General features: G+C 38.7%; 20 protein-coding genes. 11 read left to right on the forward strand and 9 right to left on the reverse strand.

From position 1 onward, the window contains the following. The 6 genes from AACV00_RS15610 to ppsR all read right to left on the reverse strand — a co-directional run bounded on the left by AACV00_RS15610 (position 1) and on the right by ppsR (position 7,992). The gene (locus AACV00_RS15610; protein WP_026090428.1) at positions 1 to 1,050 is read right to left on the reverse strand and encodes a hemin-degrading factor; all 1,050 of its coding nucleotides are present in this window, start codon (positions 1,048 to 1,050) and stop codon (positions 1 to 3) included. A 35-nt stretch (positions 1,051 to 1,085) separates the two neighbouring features. Further along, a complete protein-coding gene (locus AACV00_RS15615; protein WP_004248181.1) occupies positions 1,086 to 3,128 on the reverse strand; it encodes a TonB-dependent hemoglobin/transferrin/lactoferrin family receptor in 2,043 nt (680 codons plus the stop codon). Between the two features lie 79 nt (positions 3,129 to 3,207). After that, a complete protein-coding gene (locus tag AACV00_RS15620) occupies positions 3,208 to 5,427 on the reverse strand; it encodes a TonB-dependent receptor domain-containing protein (RefSeq protein WP_223805439.1) in 2,220 nt (739 codons plus the stop codon). Positions 5,428 to 5,516: 89 nt separating this feature from the next. Then, positions 5,517 to 5,741 carry a hemin uptake protein HemP gene (hemP, locus tag AACV00_RS15625; RefSeq protein WP_004243175.1) on the reverse strand — a complete coding sequence of 75 codons (225 nt, stop codon included), beginning with the start codon at positions 5,739 to 5,741 and terminating at the stop codon, positions 5,517 to 5,519. Between the two features lie 214 nt (positions 5,742 to 5,955). After that, entirely contained in the window at positions 5,956 to 7,005 is a 1,050-nt protein-coding gene (locus AACV00_RS15630; protein ID WP_161680331.1) for a 3-deoxy-7-phosphoheptulonate synthase, read from the reverse strand. Between the two features lie 120 nt (positions 7,006 to 7,125). Next, on the reverse strand, positions 7,126 to 7,992 hold the full coding sequence (ppsR, locus tag AACV00_RS15635; RefSeq protein ID WP_004243173.1) for a posphoenolpyruvate synthetase regulatory kinase/phosphorylase PpsR: 867 nt from the start codon (positions 7,990 to 7,992) through the stop codon (positions 7,126 to 7,128). Between the two features lie 218 nt (positions 7,993 to 8,210). On the opposite strand from ppsR, the gene ppsA reads away from it, so the two are divergent. Continuing rightward, on the forward strand, positions 8,211 to 10,586 hold the full coding sequence (gene ppsA / locus AACV00_RS15640) for a phosphoenolpyruvate synthase (protein ID WP_004243172.1): 2,376 nt from the start codon (positions 8,211 to 8,213) through the stop codon (positions 10,584 to 10,586). 453 nt (positions 10,587 to 11,039) lie between these two features. Here the strand turns inward: ppsA and ydiK are convergent, their stop codons facing one another. Continuing rightward, positions 11,040 to 12,152 carry an AI-2E family transporter YdiK gene (ydiK, locus tag AACV00_RS15645; protein WP_004243171.1) on the reverse strand — a complete coding sequence of 371 codons (1,113 nt, stop codon included), beginning with the start codon at positions 12,150 to 12,152 and terminating at the stop codon, positions 11,040 to 11,042. Positions 12,153 to 12,369: 217 nt separating this feature from the next. Between ydiK and ydiJ the strand changes: the two genes are divergently transcribed. The 10 genes from ydiJ (at position 12,370) to AACV00_RS15695 (ending at position 23,694) form a co-directional block, all read left to right on the forward strand. After that, positions 12,370 to 15,426 (forward strand): D-2-hydroxyglutarate dehydrogenase YdiJ, encoded by a 3,057-nt coding sequence (gene ydiJ, locus AACV00_RS15650; protein ID WP_060555511.1) that lies wholly within the window; start codon positions 12,370 to 12,372, stop codon positions 15,424 to 15,426. Then, the gene (locus AACV00_RS15655) at positions 15,423 to 15,836 is read left to right on the forward strand and encodes a hotdog fold thioesterase (protein ID WP_004243169.1); all 414 of its coding nucleotides are present in this window, start codon (positions 15,423 to 15,425) and stop codon (positions 15,834 to 15,836) included. The genes ydiJ and AACV00_RS15655 overlap by 4 nt, the downstream gene beginning before the upstream one ends. Positions 15,837 to 15,986: 150 nt before the next feature. After that, a complete protein-coding gene (locus AACV00_RS15660) occupies positions 15,987 to 16,598 on the forward strand; it encodes a hypothetical protein (protein ID WP_004243168.1) in 612 nt (203 codons plus the stop codon). 407 nt (positions 16,599 to 17,005) lie between these two features. Continuing rightward, the gene (gene sufA / locus AACV00_RS15665) at positions 17,006 to 17,374 is read left to right on the forward strand and encodes a Fe-S cluster assembly scaffold SufA (protein ID WP_004248176.1); all 369 of its coding nucleotides are present in this window, start codon (positions 17,006 to 17,008) and stop codon (positions 17,372 to 17,374) included. Between the two features lie 17 nt (positions 17,375 to 17,391). Continuing rightward, positions 17,392 to 18,888 (forward strand): Fe-S cluster assembly protein SufB, encoded by a 1,497-nt coding sequence (gene sufB, locus AACV00_RS15670; protein ID WP_004243165.1) that lies wholly within the window; start codon positions 17,392 to 17,394, stop codon positions 18,886 to 18,888. A gap of 44 nt (positions 18,889 to 18,932) precedes the next feature. Beyond that, a complete protein-coding gene (gene sufC, locus AACV00_RS15675) occupies positions 18,933 to 19,679 on the forward strand; it encodes a Fe-S cluster assembly ATPase SufC (protein WP_036918402.1) in 747 nt (248 codons plus the stop codon). Next, on the forward strand, positions 19,654 to 20,961 hold the full coding sequence (gene sufD / locus AACV00_RS15680) for a Fe-S cluster assembly protein SufD (protein ID WP_004250980.1): 1,308 nt from the start codon (positions 19,654 to 19,656) through the stop codon (positions 20,959 to 20,961). Before sufC ends, sufD begins: the two co-directional genes overlap by 26 nt. A 6-nt stretch (positions 20,962 to 20,967) precedes the next feature. After that, entirely contained in the window at positions 20,968 to 22,209 is a 1,242-nt protein-coding gene (gene sufS, locus AACV00_RS15685) for a cysteine desulfurase SufS (RefSeq protein WP_004243160.1), read from the forward strand. Between the two features lie 21 nt (positions 22,210 to 22,230). Next, on the forward strand, positions 22,231 to 22,659 hold the full coding sequence (gene sufE, locus AACV00_RS15690; RefSeq protein ID WP_004243158.1) for a cysteine desulfuration protein SufE: 429 nt from the start codon (positions 22,231 to 22,233) through the stop codon (positions 22,657 to 22,659). 117 nt (positions 22,660 to 22,776) lie between these two features. Then, positions 22,777 to 23,694, forward strand: coding sequence for a L,D-transpeptidase family protein (locus AACV00_RS15695; protein ID WP_004243156.1), 918 nt, complete (start codon positions 22,777 to 22,779; stop codon positions 23,692 to 23,694). A 103-nt stretch (positions 23,695 to 23,797) separates the two neighbouring features. Here the strand turns inward: AACV00_RS15695 and AACV00_RS15700 are convergent, their stop codons facing one another. Beyond that, positions 23,798 to 24,037: an Lpp/OprI family alanine-zipper lipoprotein gene (locus AACV00_RS15700; RefSeq protein WP_004248171.1), complete on the reverse strand. Its 240-nt coding sequence runs from the start codon at positions 24,035 to 24,037 to the stop codon at positions 23,798 to 23,800. 275 nt (positions 24,038 to 24,312) lie between these two features. Continuing rightward, on the reverse strand, positions 24,313 to 25,365 hold the full coding sequence (locus tag AACV00_RS15705; RefSeq protein ID WP_004248170.1) for a linear amide C-N hydrolase: 1,053 nt from the start codon (positions 25,363 to 25,365) through the stop codon (positions 24,313 to 24,315). Positions 25,366 to 25,511: the final 146 nt, after the last annotated feature.

The raw sequence follows: 25,511 nt of genomic DNA on the forward strand, positions 1-25,511 counted from the left end.
TTAAGCTATTTTAGCAAGAGCGTTGAGTTGCTCACGCCATTGTTGTTGTTCTTTTGTTCCCTCAGTGCGTTGTCCATAGAGCTGAGCAATCTGTTGACCTTTGCTATCAAATAGTTCAAGACTTGTGACAAAACCATCTTGGGTTGGCTTACGAGTGATCCAGCTTTCCACAATTTCGCTCTCAATTAAATGCAGTGTAAATGCAGGATTAAAAATGTTAATCCATACTTGTTCACTATTTTCAAATTGATGAGGTACTAAACGATCAATTTTACCGGTAAAGATCTGTACACAACCTCGATTTCCCACGAAAATCATAATTTCATTTTGTACTTCTTTCGCCAGTGCTAATAATGTTTTTAAGGCACTATTATCTACTTGATAAGCTAAATCATCACTGACCGCTTTGAACGCTTGCTGGCGACTGAGATTATTTTCTTGCAGGATTTTAAAGAATTGATGAACGTCAGTCATCGAGCGCCATTGCTGTTCTAACTGTTGTGCTAATGCCGTTGTTACCGGTGCATCAGTAAAAGGTTTAGCGGGGGTAATCTCTAATACGGGATTTTCTGGTGATAAATAAGTATCGATTAAGGTATTCCATGCATCCATATTAGTATTATCAGTGGTATACACTTTATGGAGAGAATCACCATGAAGATCAAAGAATTGAATACTATGACGAATACCACGAGCCGTCTCTTCGGTTAATGCAAAGATACTTGCCCAATGAGAGAAGAAAAAGCGTAAATCGAGGGCTCGAGGGTTTAAGATCAATCCTGCATGATCGTTAAAACGAGCATTGGTATATTCACCAAGATGTTCATGAACCGCAATTTCATTACGAGTAATGGCTTTCACTTCGCCTACGGTTGCGAGAGCGGTTAAAATATCACGAACATCACCATGTAAGCGTTTAGCATCGTGCCCAACACGCGCGTGAGTAAGCTCAGCTTCACTTACATTAAGGTAAGTTGCTAAATCACGCGCATAAGATGCTTTTTTTTCATTTTTTGCTTGCAGGTAGCTCTCATAAAGAGGTTTAGTCACGGAAACTCCTATTGTTTCGTTTATTTTATTGTTAATTACCATTGATAACTCACCAGTACTTTTGCATTGCGCCCCTCTTGAGGAATACCCGCAGAAGAGTAGTATTTTTTATCAAATGCATTACCCAGTACCAGTGAGGTTGTTAGCCCTGTTAATGAAGCACTACCTTCATAACGGAGGTAGAAATCATTGACACCATAACCCGCTTGTTGGCGATTGGTCGGGCGATTAAAGCGATCATGTTTTGTAAAATCTGTTTTTTTAGTAAATTGTCCCACCCAACCTACGGAAAAATCACTATTGGGTACGGGAATATCGAGGCGACTGGTTAATGTATCTGGCTCAATAGAGGTAATAGAGGCATTACTGGCATTATCTTTTCCTTTTGTATGGTTATAAGCCAAATCCCAACTAAAGAACTTCGATTGATAATTCATCTCGATATCCCAACCCCAAATAGTTGCTCTTGGAATATTCGTCGATTGTGTATATCCCTGAAAAATAGCGACATCTGTATCAATATAATCTTTTGCACGCGTATTGAAATGGGCAGCTTTAATTTTCAGATTATCATTATTAGATAATAAGTCGTCGAATTGAAAACCGAACCCGTATTCAGTTGTTGAATTGGTTTCGGGCTTTAAATTAGGGTTAGGGCGCCAGTAATTGGTTGGTGCTCCGGGGAATGGGGCATCAAAATGTTTAGCATCGTTATACATCTCGCCAATTGTTGGTGCTCTAAAAGCTTGAGCATAAGAGGTATAAAGCATTAACCAATCTGTGGGTGTAATACTAACGGCTCCTTTTGATGACCATTTATCAGCGCTGATGTCATCATAACGATCATTTTGACTGCTATATTTATCAAACCTTGTACCGACGATGAATGAAATGGGTACATCACGTAAAGTCATTTCATCTTGTAACCAGCCTGACATAAAACGAATATCTGCTTTAGGGAAGCTTTCGGCATTTGCACTGGGTGATTGCTTTTGCTTATAGATCTCACCGCCATAAGTTAAAGCGTGAGCAGCAAAGGGGTAGGTGGCTAATTGAGTGCGATTTTCAAGTTTAATGCCATAGGTTTTTTGCTCTCTACCTTCAAATCCTTTTTGTTGTGTTTTCGCATTAATATCTACCTCGCTGTAATAGGCTTGTGTTTTTAGGTTAATCCATGACATATCACTAGGATGATATTGATAGGTTAACTGTGCATCTTTTTGTGTTGTAGTACGATTTGTCGCTACATTAGCCGGTGTTGGGTTATTGGCGAGTTGTGGATCCTTAGGCTGTTGTGCGTTGTTATGATAATAGCGTAATTGGCCACTTAACGTATTGCTATCATCAATAAACCAACGTCCTTTAGATAATAAGTTAATGATTGTTTCATCGTTTTGCGCACGATAACCGCCTCCATAGCGAGTTGTACCTTTATCACGAGCGGAGAGGGCGAGTAATCCATCGAAATTGTCTTGTTGACCAAAAGCGGTAATGCCAAATCCTTGGCTCTGTTGTGCCGTATTACCAAGGGCTGTAACACGCACACCACCATGTTCATTTTTTGCAAGCAAGTCGCTGGCATCAACGGTATCATATGCCACAACCCCACCGAGGGCGCCGCTTCCATATAAAAGTGCTGAAGGGCCACGAACCACTTCAACTTGTTTAATGAGTAGAGGATCGACAAAAATACTGTCAATATGACCTGTATCAGTACCTTGGCGTATGCCATCTACTAGTGTCAAAACACCGTTACTACTGTAGCCACGCATACTAATAGTTTCACCGTTTGTGCGGCCAGCTCCTGATATTGAAATGCCCGGTATATGACGCAACAACTCCGTGGCACTTCCAGCCGTTTCTGTCAAAGCACTGTTATTTTTTATGACGGTCGACATCATTGGTAATGTAAAGCTATCTCGCTCGTTACCTGTTGCATAAACCGTTATTATTTGTGTGTTTCTCTCCCCGCTATTTTTTTCTCCATAGATTTGATTTTTATTTTCAGCGAATGCACTGCTAATCGCTGTTGCAACAACTAAAACACTCACCTTTATGCATCGCGATGATTGAGACATACAGGTTGATCTCCGTTATTAAAATGGGCTGCTAAACTCAACAGCCCGTTATGATAAAAATCATTGCTCTTTTTATTGTTTACCAGCGATAACTGACAGACATTTTGATATTTCTAGCTTCTTGAGGTACGCCTACCGTTGAGTAATACACTTTGTTGAATGCATTATCGAGTACCAATGAGGCTTGTATATCTTTATTATTGGATTGATAGTTGACTGCAAAACTATGCACACCATAGCCAGGGTATTGCTGAAGATCTTCTTTTAATCGAGTAGTCACTTCCTCTGAACCAGGGTATTTATGTGTGCCTTTTTTGGCCGTTGGACCGGCAAATTTTCCTGACCAAGCAACAGAAAATGGTGTTTTGATAATGGGTACATTTATAAAAGCGGTTAATGTTTCAGGACGCACCATTGAAATAGTCTCTAGAGACGACAGTTCCAAGGTTTTAGTTTGATTGTAATTTACCCCCATAGCGATGTATGGATGAGAATATAGCAATCTTAAATCAAAGCCGTGAATAAGCGCTTTAGGCAAGTTAACTGATTGAAATAATAAAGGTTCACGAGCATCTTTAATGGGAGATAACGCAATATGACTATTTTTTAATTGGATAGGCTTACGACTATGATACCATTGTTGATAAGTAATGTGGTCAATCGATTCAGTGCTGTAATATGAAGCTTTAATGTTTAGCTGGTCATTGGTAAAAAGCAACGCATTTTTTTGTAAATTGATACCATGTTCCCATGTTCTATTCGTCTCTGGTTCTAATGTGGAATTTGGAACCCAACGAGCATCATAGCTTTTCTTATTAAAAGGGGAAATTATAGTGAAATGTACTGAGTCATTATACATTTCGCTTAAAGTCGGCGCCCTAAAGGCAACAGAATAAGAAGAATAGATCTGTAACCATTTGGTCAGTGTGAGACGTAACGCAATATTTTTAGAAATATTTTGATATGTTTCTTGATATTTGTCGGCGGAGGTCATGTCTCCTTTTTTATTTAAGTCTTTGTAGTAATCTAAAGTTTTACTGTTATCAGGGACATTTTGATAATAGTTGTAACGAAGACCCGCAATTAAAGTAATGGGTAATAGAGGTGTATCGAACGTGTTATGAACCCAACCTGAGGCATTATCCATATGTGATAAAGGGAAATTTTTAGCCTTATTATTCGATACCATCTTCTGTTTTTCAGCATCAATGCCGATAATCACAGATTGAGTCAACCTATCTTGAAAGTAATTTAAATTAAAGGCGTTTTCTACTTTCATACCATAGGTATATTGGGTACGTTTTTCAGAATTACCTAGCACACTTTCTATGTCTGGATATATTTCTTTGCGTGTATCCGTCAGAAACGTATGCGCAATTTTAAACTGAGAATAATAAAGTTGAGTGCTCAGATCGAGCCAATCATAATTATTTGGATTTAAATGATAGGTGAGTGAGATATCATTTTGTTTGGTGGCTCGATACATATTATTACTGTCTCTTTTTCCAAACCCTCCCATTCGATTTAAAACTTCTCTTTGCTCTCCTGCATTATTATATTGACGGGCAGAAAAAATAACGGTTTGTTCCTCTGTAGGGTAAACATAGGCTTTTGCAAAATAATTTTTGATACGTTCGTGGTTATTTAATATTGAGTCATCAGCAATACGTATCGGGCCACGCTCTCTTTGGCTATAAGCCAATAACCCTTCCACTAACTGATGTCTACCTGCGATCACACCACCATAAGAAAAATGTTTATCCGCAGAAGAGAATGAGCTAAATAATTTAGCACCAAGATTTTTATTGGCGTCTAATAATTCATTTGGATGGAGAGTTGAGAACGAAACAACGCCACCTAGCGCGCCACTTCCATGTTTAACCGAAGAGCCACCATGTTTGACTTTAACGCGCGAAATAAGCGAGGGTTCAATAAAAAGGCCACCAAGCTTGTTCATAGTATTATCAATAGGTTGATGAATACCATCCACAAAGATTTTGACACCTCTTTGATCGTAACCACGCATCATAATATTGCCACCATTGGCGATCCCCGTTCCTGATACGGTGATCCCCGGGATTTGTTTTAACAATTGCCCCGTGGTAGATGCGGTTTGAGCTTGTGCTGAACGGGTATCGACGACAGATTGAAAATCCGTTATTTGATTGTCTTGTTGCCCGATAACAGTCAATGTATCTGTCTCTACTTTTTCAATATGAGCAAAAGTAGTCGGCGCGTATAACAGACAAATTGCTGTAGCTAATGTGGAGTATTTGAAATTTCTTTTCAGCATAGACATACCATTAATATCCATAAAAGTCCTTGTATATGGAGTGAATTAGCTGGCTGCCTAGCAAAATAGGTGGCTTGCGAAAAGGGATTAAATAATTATTTTGTTAGGATAAGTTTTCCTGTTTTTGTTTGGCGTAACTGATACAACTCTCCGTTATGTTGAATATAAACCACGCCCGATTTACCCAGTAATTCTATGCTATTTATAGATTGAATGACTGGGGAGCTTGTTTCACGTGTTATCGATGAATCGTTTAAATTATGAACATTTTTATTCATTTCAATAGCAATACTGATAGAGGTTATGATTATGATAATCATTATCGTTATCAGAATATTTTAGACAAGCTTTTTTTAACGTAAACGTCTAAATTTAAGATGATTAGTAACAAAAGAACAACAAAAATAGGGTGTTAGAATAAAAATCATACAGTTGATTAGCGTGGGAGAAGATAAAGCTTAATCTTAATGAAGATGGATAACGACTTTTTGTGTAAGTTAAAAAGGAGAGGTAAAACTCTCCTTTTTGGCGATATTATTTAAATCGACTTTCAACCGCTTGAGCTAATAATTCCAGTAATTGTTCGGTATCTTCCCAACTGAGACAAGGATCAGTGATCGATTGTCCATAGGTCAGCCCCTTATCTGCTGTGACTTTCTGTGATCCCTCTTGTAAAAAGCTTTCTGCCATAACACCGACAATAGCTTGTGAACCATCCGTAATTTGTTGAGCGACATTGCGTGCAACTTCAAGTTGGCGACGATGAATTTTTTCACAATTACCATGGCTAAAATCGATGACCAAGTGTTCAGGTAAATCAAGTTGTTTCAGTGCATCAACAGCATCTGCTACATCACTGGCATGATAATTAGGCTTTTTACCGCCACGCATAATAATATGACCGTAGGGATTCCCGCTGGTTTGGTAAATTGTCATACGTCCCGTTTTATCAGGTGATAAAAAGGTGTGACTAGCACGAGCGGCACGAATGGCATCTATCGCAATGCGTATATTACCGTCAGTGCCATTTTTAAATCCTACAGGGCAAGAGAGGGCGGAGGCCATTTCACGGTGAACTTGACTCTCTGTTGTTCTTGCCCCGATAGCCCCCCAACTGATTAAATCTGCAATATATTGCCCCGTGACCATATCAAGAAATTCAGTGGCTGTGGGGAGTCCTAATGCGTTGATCTCAATTAGCAGTTTCCTTGCAATACGAATGCCTTCATTAACATTACAAGAGTTATCAAGGAAAGGATCAGAAATAAGGCCTTTCCAACCAATAACGGTACGCGGTTTTTCAAAATAGGTTCTCATCACGATTTCTAGACGGTCATGAAAACGCGCTTTTTGTTGATTTAGTTTTGTTGCGTACTCTTTAGCCGCCTTGGGATCATGTATAGAGCAAGGGCCAATAATAACTAATAGTCGTTTATCTTCACCAGTGAGAATAGCTTCAATGCGTTGACGGGCAGAAGTGATATTACTGATAATCTCTTGTGAGATGGGTAACTCATTAGCTAACGTTTTCGGCGTTACTAGGCTGGCTAAAGCCTTTGTCCGTAATTCGTCTGTTTTTAACATAATTTATCTCAATAAAAATACAGGGTAAGTCTACCCAGTGATTAAGATCACAATAAACGAAATTCAGCTAATTTCAACACTGTTATTGGTGAAAAATAAATAAAAAATGACTTACTGTCTCTAGAACATTCTTCTGGCTAATCCCATAGAATCAATTACCTTAGTGGAAATTTCTTCAACAGAGTAGTTTGTCGTATTTAGGTAAGGAATGTTATTTTTCCTAAATAGCGCTTCAACTTCCGCTAATTCAATACGACATTGACGAATAGATGCATAACGACTGTTTTCACGACGTTCGCTACGGATAGCAGCAAGGCGTTCTGGAGCAATGGTTAAGCCAAACAATTTATGTTGATACTCTTTTAATTCAGGAGGCAATTTTAAAAAATCCATATCATCAGCAGTAAAAGGGTAATTAGCCGCTTGAATGCCAAATTGCATCGCTAAATATAAACTGGTAGGGGTTTTACCGCAGCGTGAGACACCGATTAAGATCACTTGCGCTTGGTCGAGATTGCGTAAAGAGATCCCATCATCATGAGATAAAGTGTATTCAATAGCAGCAATTCGAGCATCATATTTGCTGAGATTTTTTTCTGTTAAACCGTGCGTTTTATTTAATTGAGGTAGCGCTTGAACGCCAATTTCTTTTTCTAAGGGGAGAACTAATGACTGCACAATATCCTGACAGAATCCTTCACTACTATTTATTATTCGTTTTACGTCAGGACTAATAATAGAGTAGAAAACCAGAGGCTTGGCGCCACTTTTTTTATAAATTTCATTAATCTTATTTTTTATTTCTTCCGCTCTTTCTACAGAAGATACAAAAGGTAAGGTATAGCTTTTCATTTTTAATGGGAATTGTGAGAGTACCGCATGGCCTAAGACTTCTGCGGTAATAGCGGTGCCGTCAGAGATAAAAAAAACAGTTCTATCAACAAGTTCATTATTATCACAGTTAATTGAATTCAAACTTAATATCATTCCTCTCACCTTTTTTTTAGCTGAATTAGCAATTCAGACAATATTATCTATAGTATTTTTAGTGATTATAAAGGATAAAAAAATAAAGTTTTCTGGTTGATCGATTCACCTTTCTATATTCTCCATAACATTGTGATAGGCTTATTTATGTTGTCGTTTTGACAGCGGGTTTTTCTTTTTTTTCTCTCTCTCATTTGTTTAAAAAAGGATTGTTCTCAATGTCCAGCAATAGCCTCACCCCGTGCAATGTACTTTGGTATAACCAATTGGGTATGAATGACGTTGATCGTGTTGGTGGGAAAAATGCTTCCCTCGGTGAAATGATCACTAATCTTGCGGAACTGGGTGTGTCTGTTCCTAATGGATTTGCCACCACAGCGCAAGCGTTTAATGATTTTCTGGAACAAAGTGGTATTAATCAGCGTATTTATGAGCTGCTCGATAGTATTGATGTTGATGATGTTAATCAATTAGCACAAGCGGGTAACCAAATTCGCCAATGGGTGATTGATACACCTTTTACCCCTCAGTTTGAGAAAGATATTCGTGATGCTTATCAGACCTTAAGTGAAGGTGAATCTGAAGCCTCATTTGCAGTACGATCATCAGCAACCGCTGAAGATATGCCTGATGCTTCTTTTGCCGGCCAACAAGAGACATTTTTAAACGTTCAAGGTATCGATGCAATTTTAGTTGCGATTAAACACGTGTTTGCTTCACTGTTTAATGATCGCGCAATCTCTTATCGTGTTCACCAAGGCTATGATCACCGCGGTGTTGCTTTATCTGCAGGTGTCCAACGTATGGTTCGCTCTGATTTAGCTTCATCAGGGGTGATGTTTACTATTGATACTGAATCAGGCTTTGATCAAGTAGTCTTTATTACCTCTGCTTATGGTTTAGGGGAAATGGTGGTTCAGGGGGCGGTTAACCCAGATGAATTCTATGTTCATAAACCAACTTTGGCGAAAGGTTTACCGGCAATTGTGCGCCGTAACCTAGGCTCTAAAAAGATCCAAATGGTTTATGCCGATAGCATTGAGCATGGTAAACAAGTCCGTATTGAAGATACGCCAGAAGCATTGCGCAATCGTTTCTCTTTAACTGATGATGAAGTGCAAGAGCTAGCAAAACAAGCGGTATTGATTGAACAACATTATGGACGTCCAATGGATATCGAGTGGGCTAAAGATGGTCATAATGGTCGTCTATATATTGTTCAAGCGCGTCCAGAAACAGTTCGTTCTAACCAACAAGTTATGGAACGCTATCAGTTAAATGAAACAGGCACTGTGATTGTAGAAGGTCGTGCAATTGGTCATCGTATTGGTAGTGGTACGGTTAAGGTTATCCATAACTTAAGTGAGATGGATAGAATAGAGGCGGGTGATGTGTTGGTCACCGATATGACAGATCCTGATTGGGAGCCTATCATGAAAAAAGCCTCTGCGATTGTGACTAATCGTGGTGGAAGAACATGTCATGCGGCAATTATTGCTCGTGAATTAGGTATTCCAGCAGTGGTAGGTTGTGGCGATGCGACGGAGTGTATTAGCGAAGGGCAAGTGGTCACCGTCTCTTGTGCTGAAGGGGATACCGGATTTGTTTATGATGGGAAACTCGATTTTTCTATTCAAAGCTCCGCAATCGATAACATGCCAGAACTTGGCTTAAAAATCATGATGAACGTCGGTAATCCTGATCGCGCCTTTGACTTTGCTGGGTTACCAAATGATGGGGTAGGCCTTGCGCGTTTAGAGTTTATTATCAACCGTATGATTGGTGTGCATCCTCGCGCTTTACTCGAATACGAAGATCAAACAGATGCACTAAAAGCTGAAATTGATGAAATGATGGCGGGTTATGCATCACCTGTTGAATATTATATTGGTAAATTAACCGAAGGTATCGCAACACTCGCTGCAGCATTCTGGCCAAAACGTGTCATTGTTCGCTTGTCTGATTTTAAATCAAATGAGTATGCAAACTTAGTCGGTGGCGATCGCTATGAGCCTGATGAAGAAAACCCTATGTTAGGTTTCCGTGGTGCGGGTCGTTACGTATCGGATGATTTCCGTCGTTGTTTTGCACTCGAGTGTGAAGCAGTGAAACGTGTGCGTAATGAGATGGGATTAACTAACGTGGAAGTGATGATCCCATTTGTACGTACGGTGCGCCAAGCAGAAGAAGTGATAGATGAGTTAGCACGTAATGGTTTAAAACGTGGTGAGAATGGCTTAAAAGTGATTATGATGTGTGAAATTCCATCCAATGCTTTATTAGCCGATCAATTCTTGGCTCATTTTGATGGTTTCTCTATCGGCTCTAATGATATGACTCAGTTAACATTGGGCTTAGATCGTGATTCTGGTGTCGTCTCATCACTGTTTGATGAACGTAATGATGCGGTAAAAGCGCTATTATCTATGGCAATTCAATCAGCGAAACGTCAAGGTAAATATGTCGGGATCTGCGGACAGGGCCCTTCTGACCATGAAGATTTTGCACAATGGTTAATGGAAGAGGGTATTGATAGCTTATCTTTAAACCCAGATACCGTTATTAAAACCTGGGTGAAATTAGCACAACAATAATTATATTATTATTGAATAATTAAAAGCTCACAAAATAATGTGAGCTTTTTTTATACTATTTATAAATAATAGATAAAAAAAAAGCCTATCATGGGCTGACAGGCAAAGACTACACACAGCAATATTTTATATACTTTGGTCTCGCCTTTTAATCTATTAATAAAATAGGCAAAACCATTAATTAAATGAAACATTCGTTTCGATGAGATTTATATTAAGAGAAATGAGTTAATTATTCTCTAAGAATTATCTCAATCAAAAAAATATTAGGATATTAAGAAGTGAATATAACTCGCTGGTAGCAAACAGGTTTAAAAAAATAAGAATTGTTTCAAATTGTAAATTTCAAGATATAAAAATAATAAAATACTCATAAATTGATAATCTTTATTAAAGTTTTAAGTAATACTTATAAAGCATGTAAGTGTTGATACTTACATGCTTTTATATTATTTACTCTTTTTCTATAAAGTTTTTATTCATAAATTCTACAGTTTCTGTTAAATCTGGATCGGGTTTAGGAACTTCATTGATCCACGCATTCAATAAACTGTGTGCTACGGCTAATACAACAGGGCCAATAAACAGACCAATCATACCGAGTGTTAAAATACCACCGATAACACCGGTCAAAATCAGTACCATAGGTAGGTCAGCTCCCATTTTGATGAGGAATGGACGTAGTACACCATCCATCGTCGCCACAATCCCACCCCAAATGATCATGACGATACCCCATGTAGTATCACCGGTCCAAAATAGCCATAGAATAGAAGGAACCAGAACGAACAAAGGTCCTAATTGCGCAAGGCAGCAAATAAACATCAATACCGTTAATACTGTGGCATAAGGCACACCCGAAATACCTAAGCCAATACCACCAATAACGGCTTGGATCAGCGCAGTTAACACCACACCCAGCGCCACCGCGCGAATTGACATGGAGGCTAATAAAATGGCTGCATCACCCCGTTGTCCGGCAAGACGCACGGCAAAATGGCGTAACCAAGCAACAACATTTTCACCTTGTAAAAAGAGTAATCCTGAAAAAAGTAACATGACAACTAAGTGAAGCGCAAAACGGCCAATATTTAAGGCTTGTGCAAAGAACCAATTTGCTGCTTGTCCAATATAGGGTTGGATCTTCGCCATTAAGGCATTACCACCAGAAACGAGAATAGAGTGCCAAGTTTCATAGAGCGTATTACCAACCATGGGGATCTCTTTCAACCATAGCAGTTGTGGTGGTTGAATATCTGAAGGTGATTTTGCTAGTTCAATCAATGGAGCACTGTTGTCAATAACACTACTAATTAACAAAATAATCGGAATGACGAAAATCAGTAATATTAAAATCATCATGATCATGGTTGATAGCCAGCGATATTTTACTCGTTTTTCTAAAATAATGAGTAAAGGCCAAGTGGCAACCACTATCATGCCAGCCCAAATAAAACCAACGATAAAAGGATTCAGGATCCAAAAACTACCGATAATAAAAAAAGAAATAAAAAGAACGGTGAATAAAATTTTGGGTATATCTGTATGGATCTGCGGTTTTTCCATGATTTTAAATCCCTACACGAATAAAATGCTAAAAGCAGATGAATAAACATGGCAAATATCATGTTGTTTATGTCACTACGCAATTTGCCAGAATTGTATGATAAGGTGAACAGGTATCGGTCTGAAAGTGCAAATTCAAATTATTGCACCTCTTGGCATACATTGAGATAGTTTTAATAAAGCAATGTGGATAAATTAGATTAAAGAGCTATAACAAATGATCCCACGTATATCGCAAGCACCGCAAGTCAGTGAACTCACAACCGAATTTTTAAATACACTCCGACAAAATGGTTTTACAGGTGATATATCGAGCACTTATGCCGATAGACTCACTATGGCAACAGATAACAGTATTTATCAGTTGCTACCACAGGCGGTTATTTTTCCTCGTTCTACAGCGGATGTGACTATTGTAGCACGTTTAGTGGATGAACCTCGTTTTCATTCCCTCTCTCTTACACCAAGAGGTGGCGGAACCGGCACTAATGGTCAAGCGTTAACCGAGGGTATCGTGGTGGATTTATCTCGTTATATGAAACGTATTATTGAGATAAACCCAGAACAGCGATGGGTAAAGGTAGAAGCCGGTGTGATAAAAGATGAACTTAATCTGTTTTTAAAACCCTATGGTTTCTTTTTTGCGCCAGAACTGTCTACCAGTAATCGTGCGACATTAGGGGGAATGATCAATACCGATGCTTCAGGGCAAGGCTCTATGGTATATGGCAAAACCTCCGATCATGTATTAGGCGTCAGAGCCGTTTTGCTAGGCGGAGAATTGCTTGAAACTCGCGCGATGGACAGCGCTTTAGCTGAAACTATTGCGAAAGAAGATTCTGCTGTTGGTCGGATATATCAAACGGTATTATCCCGTTGCAAAGCACAACGTCAGCTTATTCTCGAAAAATTCCCTAAACTGAATCGCTTTTTAACGGGCTATGATTTACGCCATGTGTTTAGCGATGACATGAAGCATTTTGATCTTACGCGTATTCTAACCGGCTCAGAAGGGACTTTGGCCTTTATTACCGAGGCAACACTCGATATTACCCCCATTCCAAAGCAGCGCAGTTTAGTGAATGTGAAGTATGACTCATTTGATTCCGCATTGCGTAACGCGCCGTTTTTAGTAAAAGCAAAGGCGCTTTCTGTTGAAACTGTTGACTCCAAAGTATTAAACCTTGCTCGAGAAGATATTGTCTGGCATTCCGTTAATGCATTGATTACGGATGTGCCCGATAAAGATATGCAAGGGCTAAATATTGTTGAGTTTGCCGGTGATGATAAAACACTGATTGCCTCACAAGTGGAGGATTTATGTCAGCGCTTAGATAAGCTGATGAATAATGGCGAAGGGGGCGTTATCGGTTATCAGGTATGTGATAATCTCGCCGATATTAACCGTATTTATGCCATGCGTAAAAAAGCAGTAGGGCTATTAGGTAATGCTAAAGGGCATGCTAAACCCATTCCTTTTGTTGAAGATACTTGTGTGCCACCAGAGCATTTAGCGGATTATATTACTGAATTTAGGGCATTACTTGATAGTTATCAGCTCAATTACGGTATGTTTGGTCATGTTGATGCTGGCGTATTGCATGTGAGACCTGCTTTAGATATGTGTGATCCGCAACAAGAACAACTCATGAAAACCATTTCTGATGAAATTGTTGCATTAACGGCGAAATATGGTGGCTTACTATGGGGGGAGCATGGAAAAGGCTTTAGAGCGCAATATAGTCCAGAATTCTTTGGCGAAACCCTTTATCACGAATTACGTCAAATAAAAACGGTGTTCGATCCTCGAAATAGACTTAACCCAGGGAAAATATGTCCTCCTCTCGAGGTTGAGGCGCCAATGAAACAGGTCGATGCTATTAAACGCGGCACATTTGATCGCACCATTCCTGTATCGGTTCGCGAAGATTTTCGCGGTGCATTAGAGTGTAATGGTAATGGATTATGTTTTAACTTTGATGTTAAAAGTCCAATGTGTCCTTCTATGAAAATAACTGGACAACGTATTCATTCACCTAAAGGCAGAGCGACATTAGTCAGAGAGTGGTTACGTCTACTTACAGAGCAAGGAGTAAGCCCTCAGCAGTTAGAAACAAGTCTTACAAATAACAAACCTAGCTTACGGGGACTGATTGAAAAAACACGCAATACATGGAAAGCTAAACGTGGAGAATATGATTTCTCTCATGAGGTAAAAATAGCAATGAATGGTTGTTTAGCTTGTAAAGCGTGCTCTACACAATGCCCGATTAAAATTGATGTACCATCATTTAGAGCCAAATTTACTCAGTTATATCATCAACGCTATTTACGTCCGTTAAAAGATCATATTGTGGCAAATGTCGAACTCACCACACCGTTAATGGCAAAAGTACCAAGTCTGTTTAATTTCTTTATTAAGCAACCATTGGTGCAATCGTTGAGTAAACGTACTATTGGTATGGTAGATCTGCCTCTATTGTCATCTCCGACATTAAAGCAGCAGTTAGCTGGACATAGCGCGTTAACGATGACCTTGGAAGAGTTAGAGCAGTTATCAGAAAAGCAACGAAGCCATTATGTTATCGTGGTACAAGATCCATTTACCAGTTATTACGATGCTAAAGTAGTTGCTGACTTTATTAAATTGATTGAAAAAATTGGTTTTAAACCTGTGCTATTGCCTTTTTCACCTAACGGAAAAGCACAGCATATTAAGGGATTTTTACAGCAATTTAGTAAAACTGCACAAAAAACAGCAACGATGCTTAATCGAGTTGCACAGTTGTCCATTCCAATGGTAGGAGTCGACCCCGCTTTAGTCCTTTGCTACCGCGATGAATATCGGGAGATATTAGGGGATAAACGCGGTAACTTTAAGGTTCAACTGGTTCATGAGTGGCTAAATCAGTTAGTCAGTGAGCCGATTGAGATCTGCGAAGATGCTGAAAAATGGTATCTTTTTAGTCATTGTACTGAGTCAACGGCATTACCGCAAAGTATGCAACAGTGGCAAGCGATATTCCAACGTTATGGTCAACCACTTGAAGTGGTAACTACGGGGTGCTGTGGTATGGCGGGCACTTATGGGCATGAAGTGAATAACTATAAAAATTCATTGGGAATTTATCAACTGTCATGGGGAAATGCATTGAAAACACTCCCTACAGCACGTTGCTTGTGTACCGGATATTCTTGTCGTAGCCAAGTAAAACGTATTGATAATATTGAGTTAAAACATCCACTACAGGCGCTTTTGGAGATTATGCAATGATATGGAAACGAAAAACAACATTAGGACAACTTAATCATATTAGCCCAAATAATATGGTGGGGCACCTTGGTATAGAACTCACCGCACTGGGTGAGGACTATCTTGAAGGCACCATGCCAGTAGATCAGCGTACTAAACAGCCTTTTGGTTTATTACATGGTGGCGCCTCTGTGGTATTAGCTGAAACCTTAGGGTCAATTGCTGGCTATTTATGCACAGAAGGTGAACAAAAAGTGGTGGGTTTAGAAATTAATGCCAACCATATGCGAGCAGTAAAAGAAGGGGTTGTAAAAGGTGTCTGTAAACCTATTCATTTAGGTCGTACACATCAAGTATGGTCAATAGAAATTTTTGATGACGCTGACCGTAAAGTCTGTATTTCACGTTTAACAACTGCGGTTATTGTTTAATTCGTTAATCAATAATAAACGCCTAAGGTTATTATTTCACTTTAGGCGTTTTTTATTTATTGAAATGAGGTCATGTGAAAAAATTATCTTTATTTAAGTTTAAATTTTAATGATAATTATTATCTTCATTATTATTAATAGTAAGAAAAAATGACATCAACCATTCTAAATTATAAAAGCGTTTTTATTTTAATCGGTAGTTTATTACTTACAGCATGTGATAACGAATCAACTCACAATAAGAGTGAAGAGATAATAAATTATCCTGTACGTACTATGTCGGGGTTTAATATCGCGTATCCAACTTCATTCTCATTAAATAGAGATGATACAGAACACTATTTTCAATTATTACCTGATCATGTCCAAGATGTCACATCACAGATGTTAGTTTATCAAGCCAAACCAGTATGTCAGTTATCAGAAGTTCGTTTAGTTTATTTTAAACTTGACGATATGATGAGCTATGATATTGATTCAGGAGCACAGGGTATCGTTGATAATATTTCCACTATTGATGGCATGAAAGAAACTTCAACAACAATAAAGCCTTTCACAGTGTCAGAAATGCCAGCTCGACAAATTTTCTTTGAAGGAAAGTTGTCTAATCAAAAAGTGAGCTATGAAGGGGTATTAATTGCGGATACTAACACAAATCGTGTATGGCAATTACAATTTATTGCTGAAAATAAAAGTAATAATAATCAAGAAGTTATTGATTGCACTAATAGGTATGTGAATTCAATTAGTATCAATCAATAAGTCATAAAAGCACACAATACAATAAGAAGTTATCACAAAAGTGGTGCTATCTTACCTATCAGTATAAGCATAAAAAGAAAATATTTTGCGATTATCAATTGTTGATTTTTTATGCTTTTTCTCTACATTTCAGTGACAAAGGTATAAAATGTATTTGCTTTGCAACTTTTATGCGTATTGTGCGAAATAAAGGAATTTAAAAAAGTTTTATTTTTGTAATGAAAAAAGATAAAAATTGTTACATTTCAATTTATTAAGCGCTATATTTAACAATTAAAAAGCAAAAAAAGAGCAATTTTTAAACGATTTTATAATATCCTTTCAAAAGACAGGGTTGAAGTGATAAGGGTTATCATTACCATTAGAGTCAGGAAAGATATTAATCTCCTTTCGAAATGAGGTCAGTAATGACAAACAATGTTGAAACTTTTTCTCTAAATGATACTGCTTGGCAAGGCATTGTGCTGACTGATAGTGCAGCGAAACATATTTGCCAATTAGTGGAGAAAAACCCTGAAAGTCAGGGACTTTCCTTAAGTATTAAGCCATCAGGTTGTACGGGCTATGGTTATGTTATTGAGCTTGCTGCAGGCCCCTCAGAGGACGATCTTGTCTATGAACATAATGGTGCCAAGTTATTTGTTGCATTAAAAGCCATGCCATTCATTGATGGTTTAGTTGTTGATTATGTCCGTGAAGGACTTAATCAGATGTTTAAATTTAATAATCCTAAAGCTCAGAACGTCTGCGGATGTGGTGAGAGCTTTGGGGTATAACATAGTGAAGTCAGATTATGTCTCAGAGCAATGTTGAAATTGGTGATGAAGTTCAAGGCTGGCTCAGTGATCATCACTATAAAGAAGGGTTCTATACCGATATCTCAACCGATACGTTAGATAAAGGGTTGAATGAAGCGGTTGTGCGAGCTATTTCAGCTAAAAGAAATGAGCCAGAGTGGATGCTAGAGTTTCGTCTTGATGCTTATCGTCATTGGCTAGAGATGGAAGAGCCTCATTGGCTAAAAGCAGATTATCCATCGCTGAATTATCAAGATTATAGTTATTATTCAGCGCCATCTTGCGGTGCTTGTTGTGCCAATGGCAGTTGTGCTAGTGGTAACAATGAAGCAGTCTCAACACAAGAAACCCAAGATTATTTAACTAAAGAAGTTGAAGACGCATTTAATCAGTTAGGCGTGCCAGTAAGAGAAGGGCAGTCAGTGGCTGTAGATGCCATTTTTGACTCAGTATCGGTTTCTACCACTTATCGTGAAGAGCTAGCTAAACATGGTGTTATTTTCTGCTCCTTCGGTGAAGCGATTCAAGAATATCCCGAATTAGTACGCCAATATTTAGGTACAGTTGTTTCTAGCCACGATAACTATTTTGCGGCACTTAATGCGGCGGTCGCTTCTGATGGTACCTTTGTTTATATTCCTAAAGGTGTTCGCTGCCCTATGGAATTATCCACCTATTTTCGTATTAATGCGGCACAAACAGGCCAATTTGAACGTACGATTTTAATTGCGGATGAAGGAAGTTACGTCAGTTACATCGAAGGGTGTTCAGCACCTGTACGTGATAGCTATCAGCTTCATGCTGCCGTTGTTGAAGTTATCATTCATAAAGATGCCGAAGTGAAATATTCCACGGTACAAAACTGGTTCTCTGGCGGTGATAGCGAAGGCGGAATTCTTAACTTCGTCACTAAGCGAGCCCTTTGTGAAGGTGAGAACGCTAAAATGTCGTGGACTCAATCTGAAACAGGTTCAGCGATCACTTGGAAATACCCAAGTGTTATCTTAAAAGGAGATAATTCAACGGCTGAATTTTTCTCAGTGGCACTGACCAATGGTAACCAACAAGCCGACACGGGAACCAAGATGATCCACATCGGTAAAAATACCAAATCGACTATTATTTCTAAGGGTATTTCTGCGGGTAAAAGTCAAAATAGTTATCGCGGTTTGGTGAAAGTGTTACCTGGTGCGCAGAATGCACGTAACTACACACAATGTGACTCAATGTTAATTGGCACAGAGTGTGGTGCTCACACCTTCCCTTATGTTGAAGTCATGAATAACTCAGCACAATTAGAGCATGAAGCGACAACGTCACGTATTGGTGAAGATCAGTTATTTTACTGCCGTCAACGTGGATTAAGTGAAGACGATGCAATCTCAATGATTGTCAATGGATTTTGTAAGGACGTGTTCTCAGAATTACCGCTGGAATTTGCTGTAGAAGCACAAAAATTATTAGCAATCAGCTTAGAACATAGCGTTGGTTAACCATTAACCAAATTCTGGGTATAAAAATACCGAAGGCATATATTATGTTAGATATTAAAAATTTACATGTCAGTGTTGAAGGCAATGAAATTCTTAAAGGATTAGATTTGCAAGTACGTGCCGGCGAAGTGCACGCTATCATGGGGCCAAACGGTTCTGGTAAAAGTACATTATCCGCAACCTTAGCAGGTCGCGAAGAGTATGAAGTTGATGAAGGTAGTGTGACTTTTAAAAACAAAGATCTACTGGAATTAGAGCCTGAAGAGCGAGCGGGTGAAGGTATCTTTATGGCGTTTCAATATCCGGTAGAGATCCCCGGTGTCAGTAACCAGTTTTTCTTACAATCCTCAGTCAATGCGGTAAGAGAATATCGAGGCCAAGAGCCGTTAGATCGCTTTGATTTTGAAGATTTTATTGAAGGTAAAATCAAACTATTGGATATGCCTCAAGATTTGTTAACTCGTTCTGTTAACGTAGGTTTTTCCGGTGGTGAGAAAAAACGTAACGATATTTTGCAAATGGCTGCCCTTGAACCTGAACTGTGTATCTTAGATGAAACCGACTCAGGACTTGATATCGATGCGTTAAAAATTGTCGCTAATGGTGTCAATAGCTTACGTGATGGTAAACGCGCCTTTATCGTGGTGACTCACTATCAACGTATCCTTGATTATATTAAACCTGATTATGTGCATGTGCTTTACCAAGGAAAAATCATTAAATCAGGTGATTTTTCATTAGCACAAAAATTGGAGGAACAAGGTTATGGCTGGCTTATTGACCCTCAATGAGAAACGTGAAAAACAGCATCAAGTAGAACAGCGTAATCAACAGGCATTAAAACAATTCTCTGCGCTATATCAACAGCGTAAAGGGGAAGATAATTTAAATGCACGTAATCACTGGCTACAAGTGGAAAAAGTGGGTTTTCCAGCTTATCGACACGAAGATTGGCATTATACGCCATTAGATGAGACGCTCAGTCAGCAATATCAAATGTTGCCACCTTTTGAGGTACAAGATTTAATTGAGCAACGGGCACTCTCATTTGATTGCTACCGTATCGTGATGGTTAATGGTGCATTTTCACCGGCTGAAAGTAGTCAAGATTTTGGTCCATACCAAGTGACATTACTGGATAACCAAAGTGAATTACCGCAAGCCATTAATGGTGAAGTGTTCTTGCATTTAGTTGAAAGTTTAGCGCAACAGCCGCTATTCATTACCTTGAAAAAAGGCGTAGTGGCAGATAAACCGCTTTATATCCTTAATATTACACAAGGTCATGCAGGGCAAGAAGTTAACAGTGCTAACTATCGTTTCCATCTTGATGTTGGCGCTAATGCTCAGATGCAAGTGATTGAACACTATATTAGCAGTGATGGTGAAAACCGCCATTTTACTGGGGCGAGATTAACCGCCACTATTGGTGATAATGCCTCGTTCAACCATATTAAACTTGGTTTTGAAAATGACATTAGCCAACATTTTGCCCATAACGATTTAAGCATTGGGCGAGATGCTCGTGTTAATAGTTACGCATTCTTGTTGGGGAATAAACTGAGTCGTCATCATACTAGCGCTGCACTGACGGGTGAGAACAGTGAGCTATCAATGAATAGTGTGGTATTACCCAAAGCGAACGAAATTGCCGATACTCGTACTTGGCTCGTGCATGGTGAGAAAAATTGCCTAAGCCGTCAATTACATAAAAGTATTGCAATGGATGCAGGGAAAGCCGTATTTAATGGCATGATCACAGTCACCCCTCAAGCGCTGAAAACAGATGGTCAAATGACCAATAACAACTTGTTATTAGGTGATAAAGCACAAATTGATACTAAGCCACAACTTGAGATCTATGCTGATGATGTGAAATGTAGTCATGGTGCAACGGTTGGGCGTATTGATGATGAGCAACTATTTTATCTACGTTCACGAGGTATTGCGTTAAGTGAAGCTCGCAAAATGATCATTCATGCATTTGCTGCCGAATTAACAGAATCATTAGAAAATAGTGTGATCAAAACTCATGTTCTAGAGAGAATAAATCAACGCTTATCAGAGGTATAAAAAGGCATGATGACACATTCCATTGAAAAAGCGCGGGATGACTTTCCTATTCTCTCCCAACAGGTGAAAGAAAAACCTTTAGTCTATCTCGACAGTGCCGCAAGTGCGCAAAAACCCGCTTGTGTCATGGAGCGTGAAAAACAGTTTGCCTTAACACAATATGCCGCGGTTCACCGTGGCATTCACACATTAAGTGCAAACGCCACCACCTTAGTGGAGAATGTTCGTAAGCAAGCAGCACATTTCTTAGGTGCAAAGAGCGAAGAAGAAATCGTTTTTGTAAAAGGAACGACAGAAGGGATCAATTTAGTCGCTTACAGTTATAGCCATCGTTTCCTAAATGATGGTGATAACATTATCATTACTGAAATGGAACACCACGCGAATATAGTGCCGTGGTATATGTTAGCAAAACAGTATGGTTTTCATGTCCGTGTTATTCCTCTGCTTGCTAATGGGCAACTCGATTTAGCGCAATTACCCCAATTAATTGATAACAGAACTAAGTTACTGGCGATCACTCATCAGTCTAATGTACTGGGAACCGTCAATCCTATTGCTGAAATTATTTGCCAAGCTAGAGAGTATTCGGCTCAGCAAGGGGGCGAGTTACATATTTTAGTTGATGGGGCACAAAGTGCGATGCATCAAGCTATCAATGTTAGTGCGTTAGATTGTGATTTTTTTGTATGTAGTGGTCATAAACTTTATGGTCCGACAGGGATTGGCTTGCTATATGGCAAAAAAGCGCTACTTGATGAATTACCTCCATGGGAAGGGGGTGGCGCTATGATAAAACATGTGCATATCAATGGTGATATTACCTACGCGGATGCGCCGTGGCGATTTGAAGCTGGAACGCCTAATATTATCGGTATCATTGGCTTAGGGGCAGCATTGGAATATCTTGCTCAATTTGGTATGGATAAGATTGCTGCATATGAAAATAGCTTAATGCAATATGCACAACAACAATTAACCAAAGTAAAATCATTAACGCTTTATGGTAATGAAGCGCGTCAAGGTGTGATAGCATTTAATTTAGGTAAGCATCACGCTTATGATGTGGGGACTTTTCTTGATAACTATGGTATTGCTATTCGTACGGGTCATCACTGTGCGATGCCAATTATGGACTATTATCAGGTTCCTGCCATGTGTCGCGCTTCGTTGGGATTGTACAACAATAAAGCGGATATTGATGCACTGGTTAATGCGTTGTTACGCATTGAAAAACTATTAGGCTAACAATTAAAAAAGAGGTTATTCATGGCAATTGCGGCTTTGCCTGATGAAGCAAAATTATTACGCAATTTTTCTCGTTGTCAGGATTGGGAGCAACGTTATCTTTATATGATGGAGCTAGGAGAACGCTTACCACCATTAACAGATGAACAACGAACGGCGGCTAATTTTATTGAAGGTTGTCAGAGCCAAGTCTGGATAGCGGTTGAATTAGATGAGCATAAGCAGCTGATTTTAGCCGGTGATAGCGATGCAGGTATTGTTAAAGGATTAGTGGCATTAGTGATTATTCTTTTTCAAGGTAAAACGGTAGAGCAAGCTCTCGCCACTGATGTTAACCACTATTTCTCGACATTAGCACTAGAAAGTCATTTGACGCCATCTCGTACTCAAGGGTTACACGCTATGGTAACACGGTTAATGAAACGCTTTTCGGAATACACTGTAGCATAAATGTTACCCGATCCCATATTAATGTTCTAAACTGACTTATTATATGATAATCATAACGATGAGAATGTTATCATGATAATAGTCAGTTTATTTTATTGCTAACACACGGGATCAACAATGAAGAAATGGTTAACCTTATTGGGTGCATCGCTGTTAGGGATGAGCAGTCACTTAACTTATGCACATGAATACCTGCTACCTACGGATGGCTCACGTATCATTGGGGAAAATGTTTCTTACACCGTTCCTGATGATAAACGTTCTTTAGAAACGATCGCTGCACAATATCAAGTGGGTTTGCTAAATATGATGGAAGCCAACCCAGGTATTGATCCTCTATTACCCGAAGCGGGCAAAACACTACAAATTCCCTTACAGATGATCTTACCTGATACCGTGCGTAAAGGTATTGTCATTAATCTGGCAGAATTGCGCCTCTATTACTATCCCAAAGAAGGGGGAACCGTTGATGTCTATCCTATCGGTATTGGCCAATTAGGGCGGGAAACGCCTGAAATGGTGACATCTGTTTCTCAATTGATTAAAGATCCGACTTGGACGCCGACAGCCAATATTCGTAAAAATTATGCGGCTAAGGGGATCACATTACCGGCAGTGGTACCAGCAGGGCCAGATAATCCAATGGGTGCATATGCGTTAAGATTAGCGCACAGTCGTGGTGAGTATCTTATTCATGGTACTAATGCCGATTTTGGTATTGGCTTAAGAGTGAGTTCTGGCTGTATTAGATTACGTCCTGATGATATTGAAACACTGTTTAATGTGGTACCCAAAGGCAGTCGGGTTCAAGTGATCAATAAACCAATTAAATTTACTGAGACTGCAGATGGTAAGCAATTTATTGAAGTGCACCAACCACTCTCACAAAATGAAGATGACGATCCTCAGACGATGCCCCTAACGTTTACTAAACAATTTACGGCTTGGTATGAAAGTGGCAAAGTGGATAAAGCAAAAGTGGATGCAGAAATTATTCGTCGTTCAGGTATACCGGTCGATGTAACCGCATATTGATGATAGATATTCAATGATGAAAAAAAGCAGATACTTCATAGGTATCTGCTTTTTATTATTAATTAAAGCTGACTTAACGTTTTCAGCTTATTAAGCAGTCAAATTATTTTTTATAAGTAGTTACTTGGTTATCTAGACGCTGATTAGCACGAGCTGCTTCATCATAAGCGGCTTTTGCTTGAGCGTTAGCTGATTGAACATCACTACTTAGTTGTTGAACTTGCGTATTTAAACGATTTACATCAGAAGAGATTTGGTCTAATTGTGCGTTGTTGCTAGAAGAACAACCTGCTAATAGGCCTGAAGCCAGAATTACCGCACCTAGTACAATTTTTGCTTTCATTGTGACAACCTCTATTATTAGTTTGTTTAAAGGAACAAGTAGCATTTTGTATGAAGCCACTAGTAAGTATGGCACAGTTATAAGAAAATACAGAATTTATTTATAACTAGCTATAACTACTTACTCTTTATATGACAATATGAAAAATAACCTACAACAAGCAAATAACCAGTATAAAAAATGCGTGTTATTTCACAAAAGATTTTTATTCGTAAAAGTCTGATATAAAAAAATTTTCTCCGTGCTAAACTATTCTAGTTTCTATCTAAAGCATTTTACAATGCCTCTTCCAAATTGACCTTAATAAAAACCGCGCTACTTTCATTTTTAAATGACTCAAGTGTGAACTTTTGAAAGTTTAAGTTGTTGTAGCCTCTGAAGAAAAAGATCCCCCGTTCTAAATCAGTTAGCGCCGTCCAGACAGAAAATTCACTAGTATGAAGTTTAGTTAGCGTATCATTACCTAATAGTGGATCAATGGTTGCATCTTTAGGGCGATCGAAGCGATTCATGATATGGGCAAGCTCAATAAGCTGTTTATCAGGATCAGAAACTTTGTGGTAATAGGTTGAATAATAAACTGCACGAATAAATCTATCTACAGAAGTATCTGAGCTAGGTAATGTTGCTAATGCAATACCACTATCAGGTTGGTTGATTTTAATACGACCTAATGTGCTACTGGAAACGTTGATATTAGAAAGATGAGTGTAGTTGTTTAAATTAGTTAAATGCCACGGGAAAATAGGGCCATTGGTCATGCAATAGGTAGGATTATCATAAATATGTAATTTACCATCTGAGACTTCGACAACAATACAATCACCGGTTTTATCATAAAATGCGTAATGGAAAGGGCTTGGTAAGTTACGTAACAATAATAGCTTTTGTGACCAAAAATGGGTTTGGGGGATAATCTCTTTTAACTCTTTAACCGTCGCATATTGTCCTAATGCCCACTCACCAATAGCAGCAATAGGAACAGAGCTTGCGTAATATTGGGGATCGAGATCATCTAACTTAGAGTTAGGTAGCATATTTAAGCTAAAAGAGAGTCCCTGACTATTTACACCTTCAAGTACATCTTTGGTACCCGATAAGTTAATAGGAGCGGTAATAGCCATAAAAGGATATTTAACGCTGTACTTTAATCCGGGGGTTCCATCAGGGGCATTTTGCTGAAAAGTATGACCTTGTGGATAATAAGCTAAGATAGACGTTGGCTCATCAGAAGAAAACTCCATTGTCCGACCATGATAAACACGTTTTTTCTTGTCAGTAATCGCAAGTGTTGTGCAAGCGAAGGGGTGTCGGTTATTTTCTATCATCTTTTTTTTGTTCCTTATTAAATCAAATCTAAATTAAATAATTATTAATTTTAAAACTTAGATTTAAAATTTTATTTACATTTATATTTTAAATTAAGTGTTATTACTTAATGCTATAAAGGTTATTTCTCATAATTCAAGTTTTA

It is taken from the genome of Proteus sp. G3927 (assembly GCF_963894685.1).
Taxonomy (GTDB): Bacteria; Pseudomonadota; Gammaproteobacteria; order Enterobacterales; family Enterobacteriaceae; genus Proteus; species Proteus mirabilis.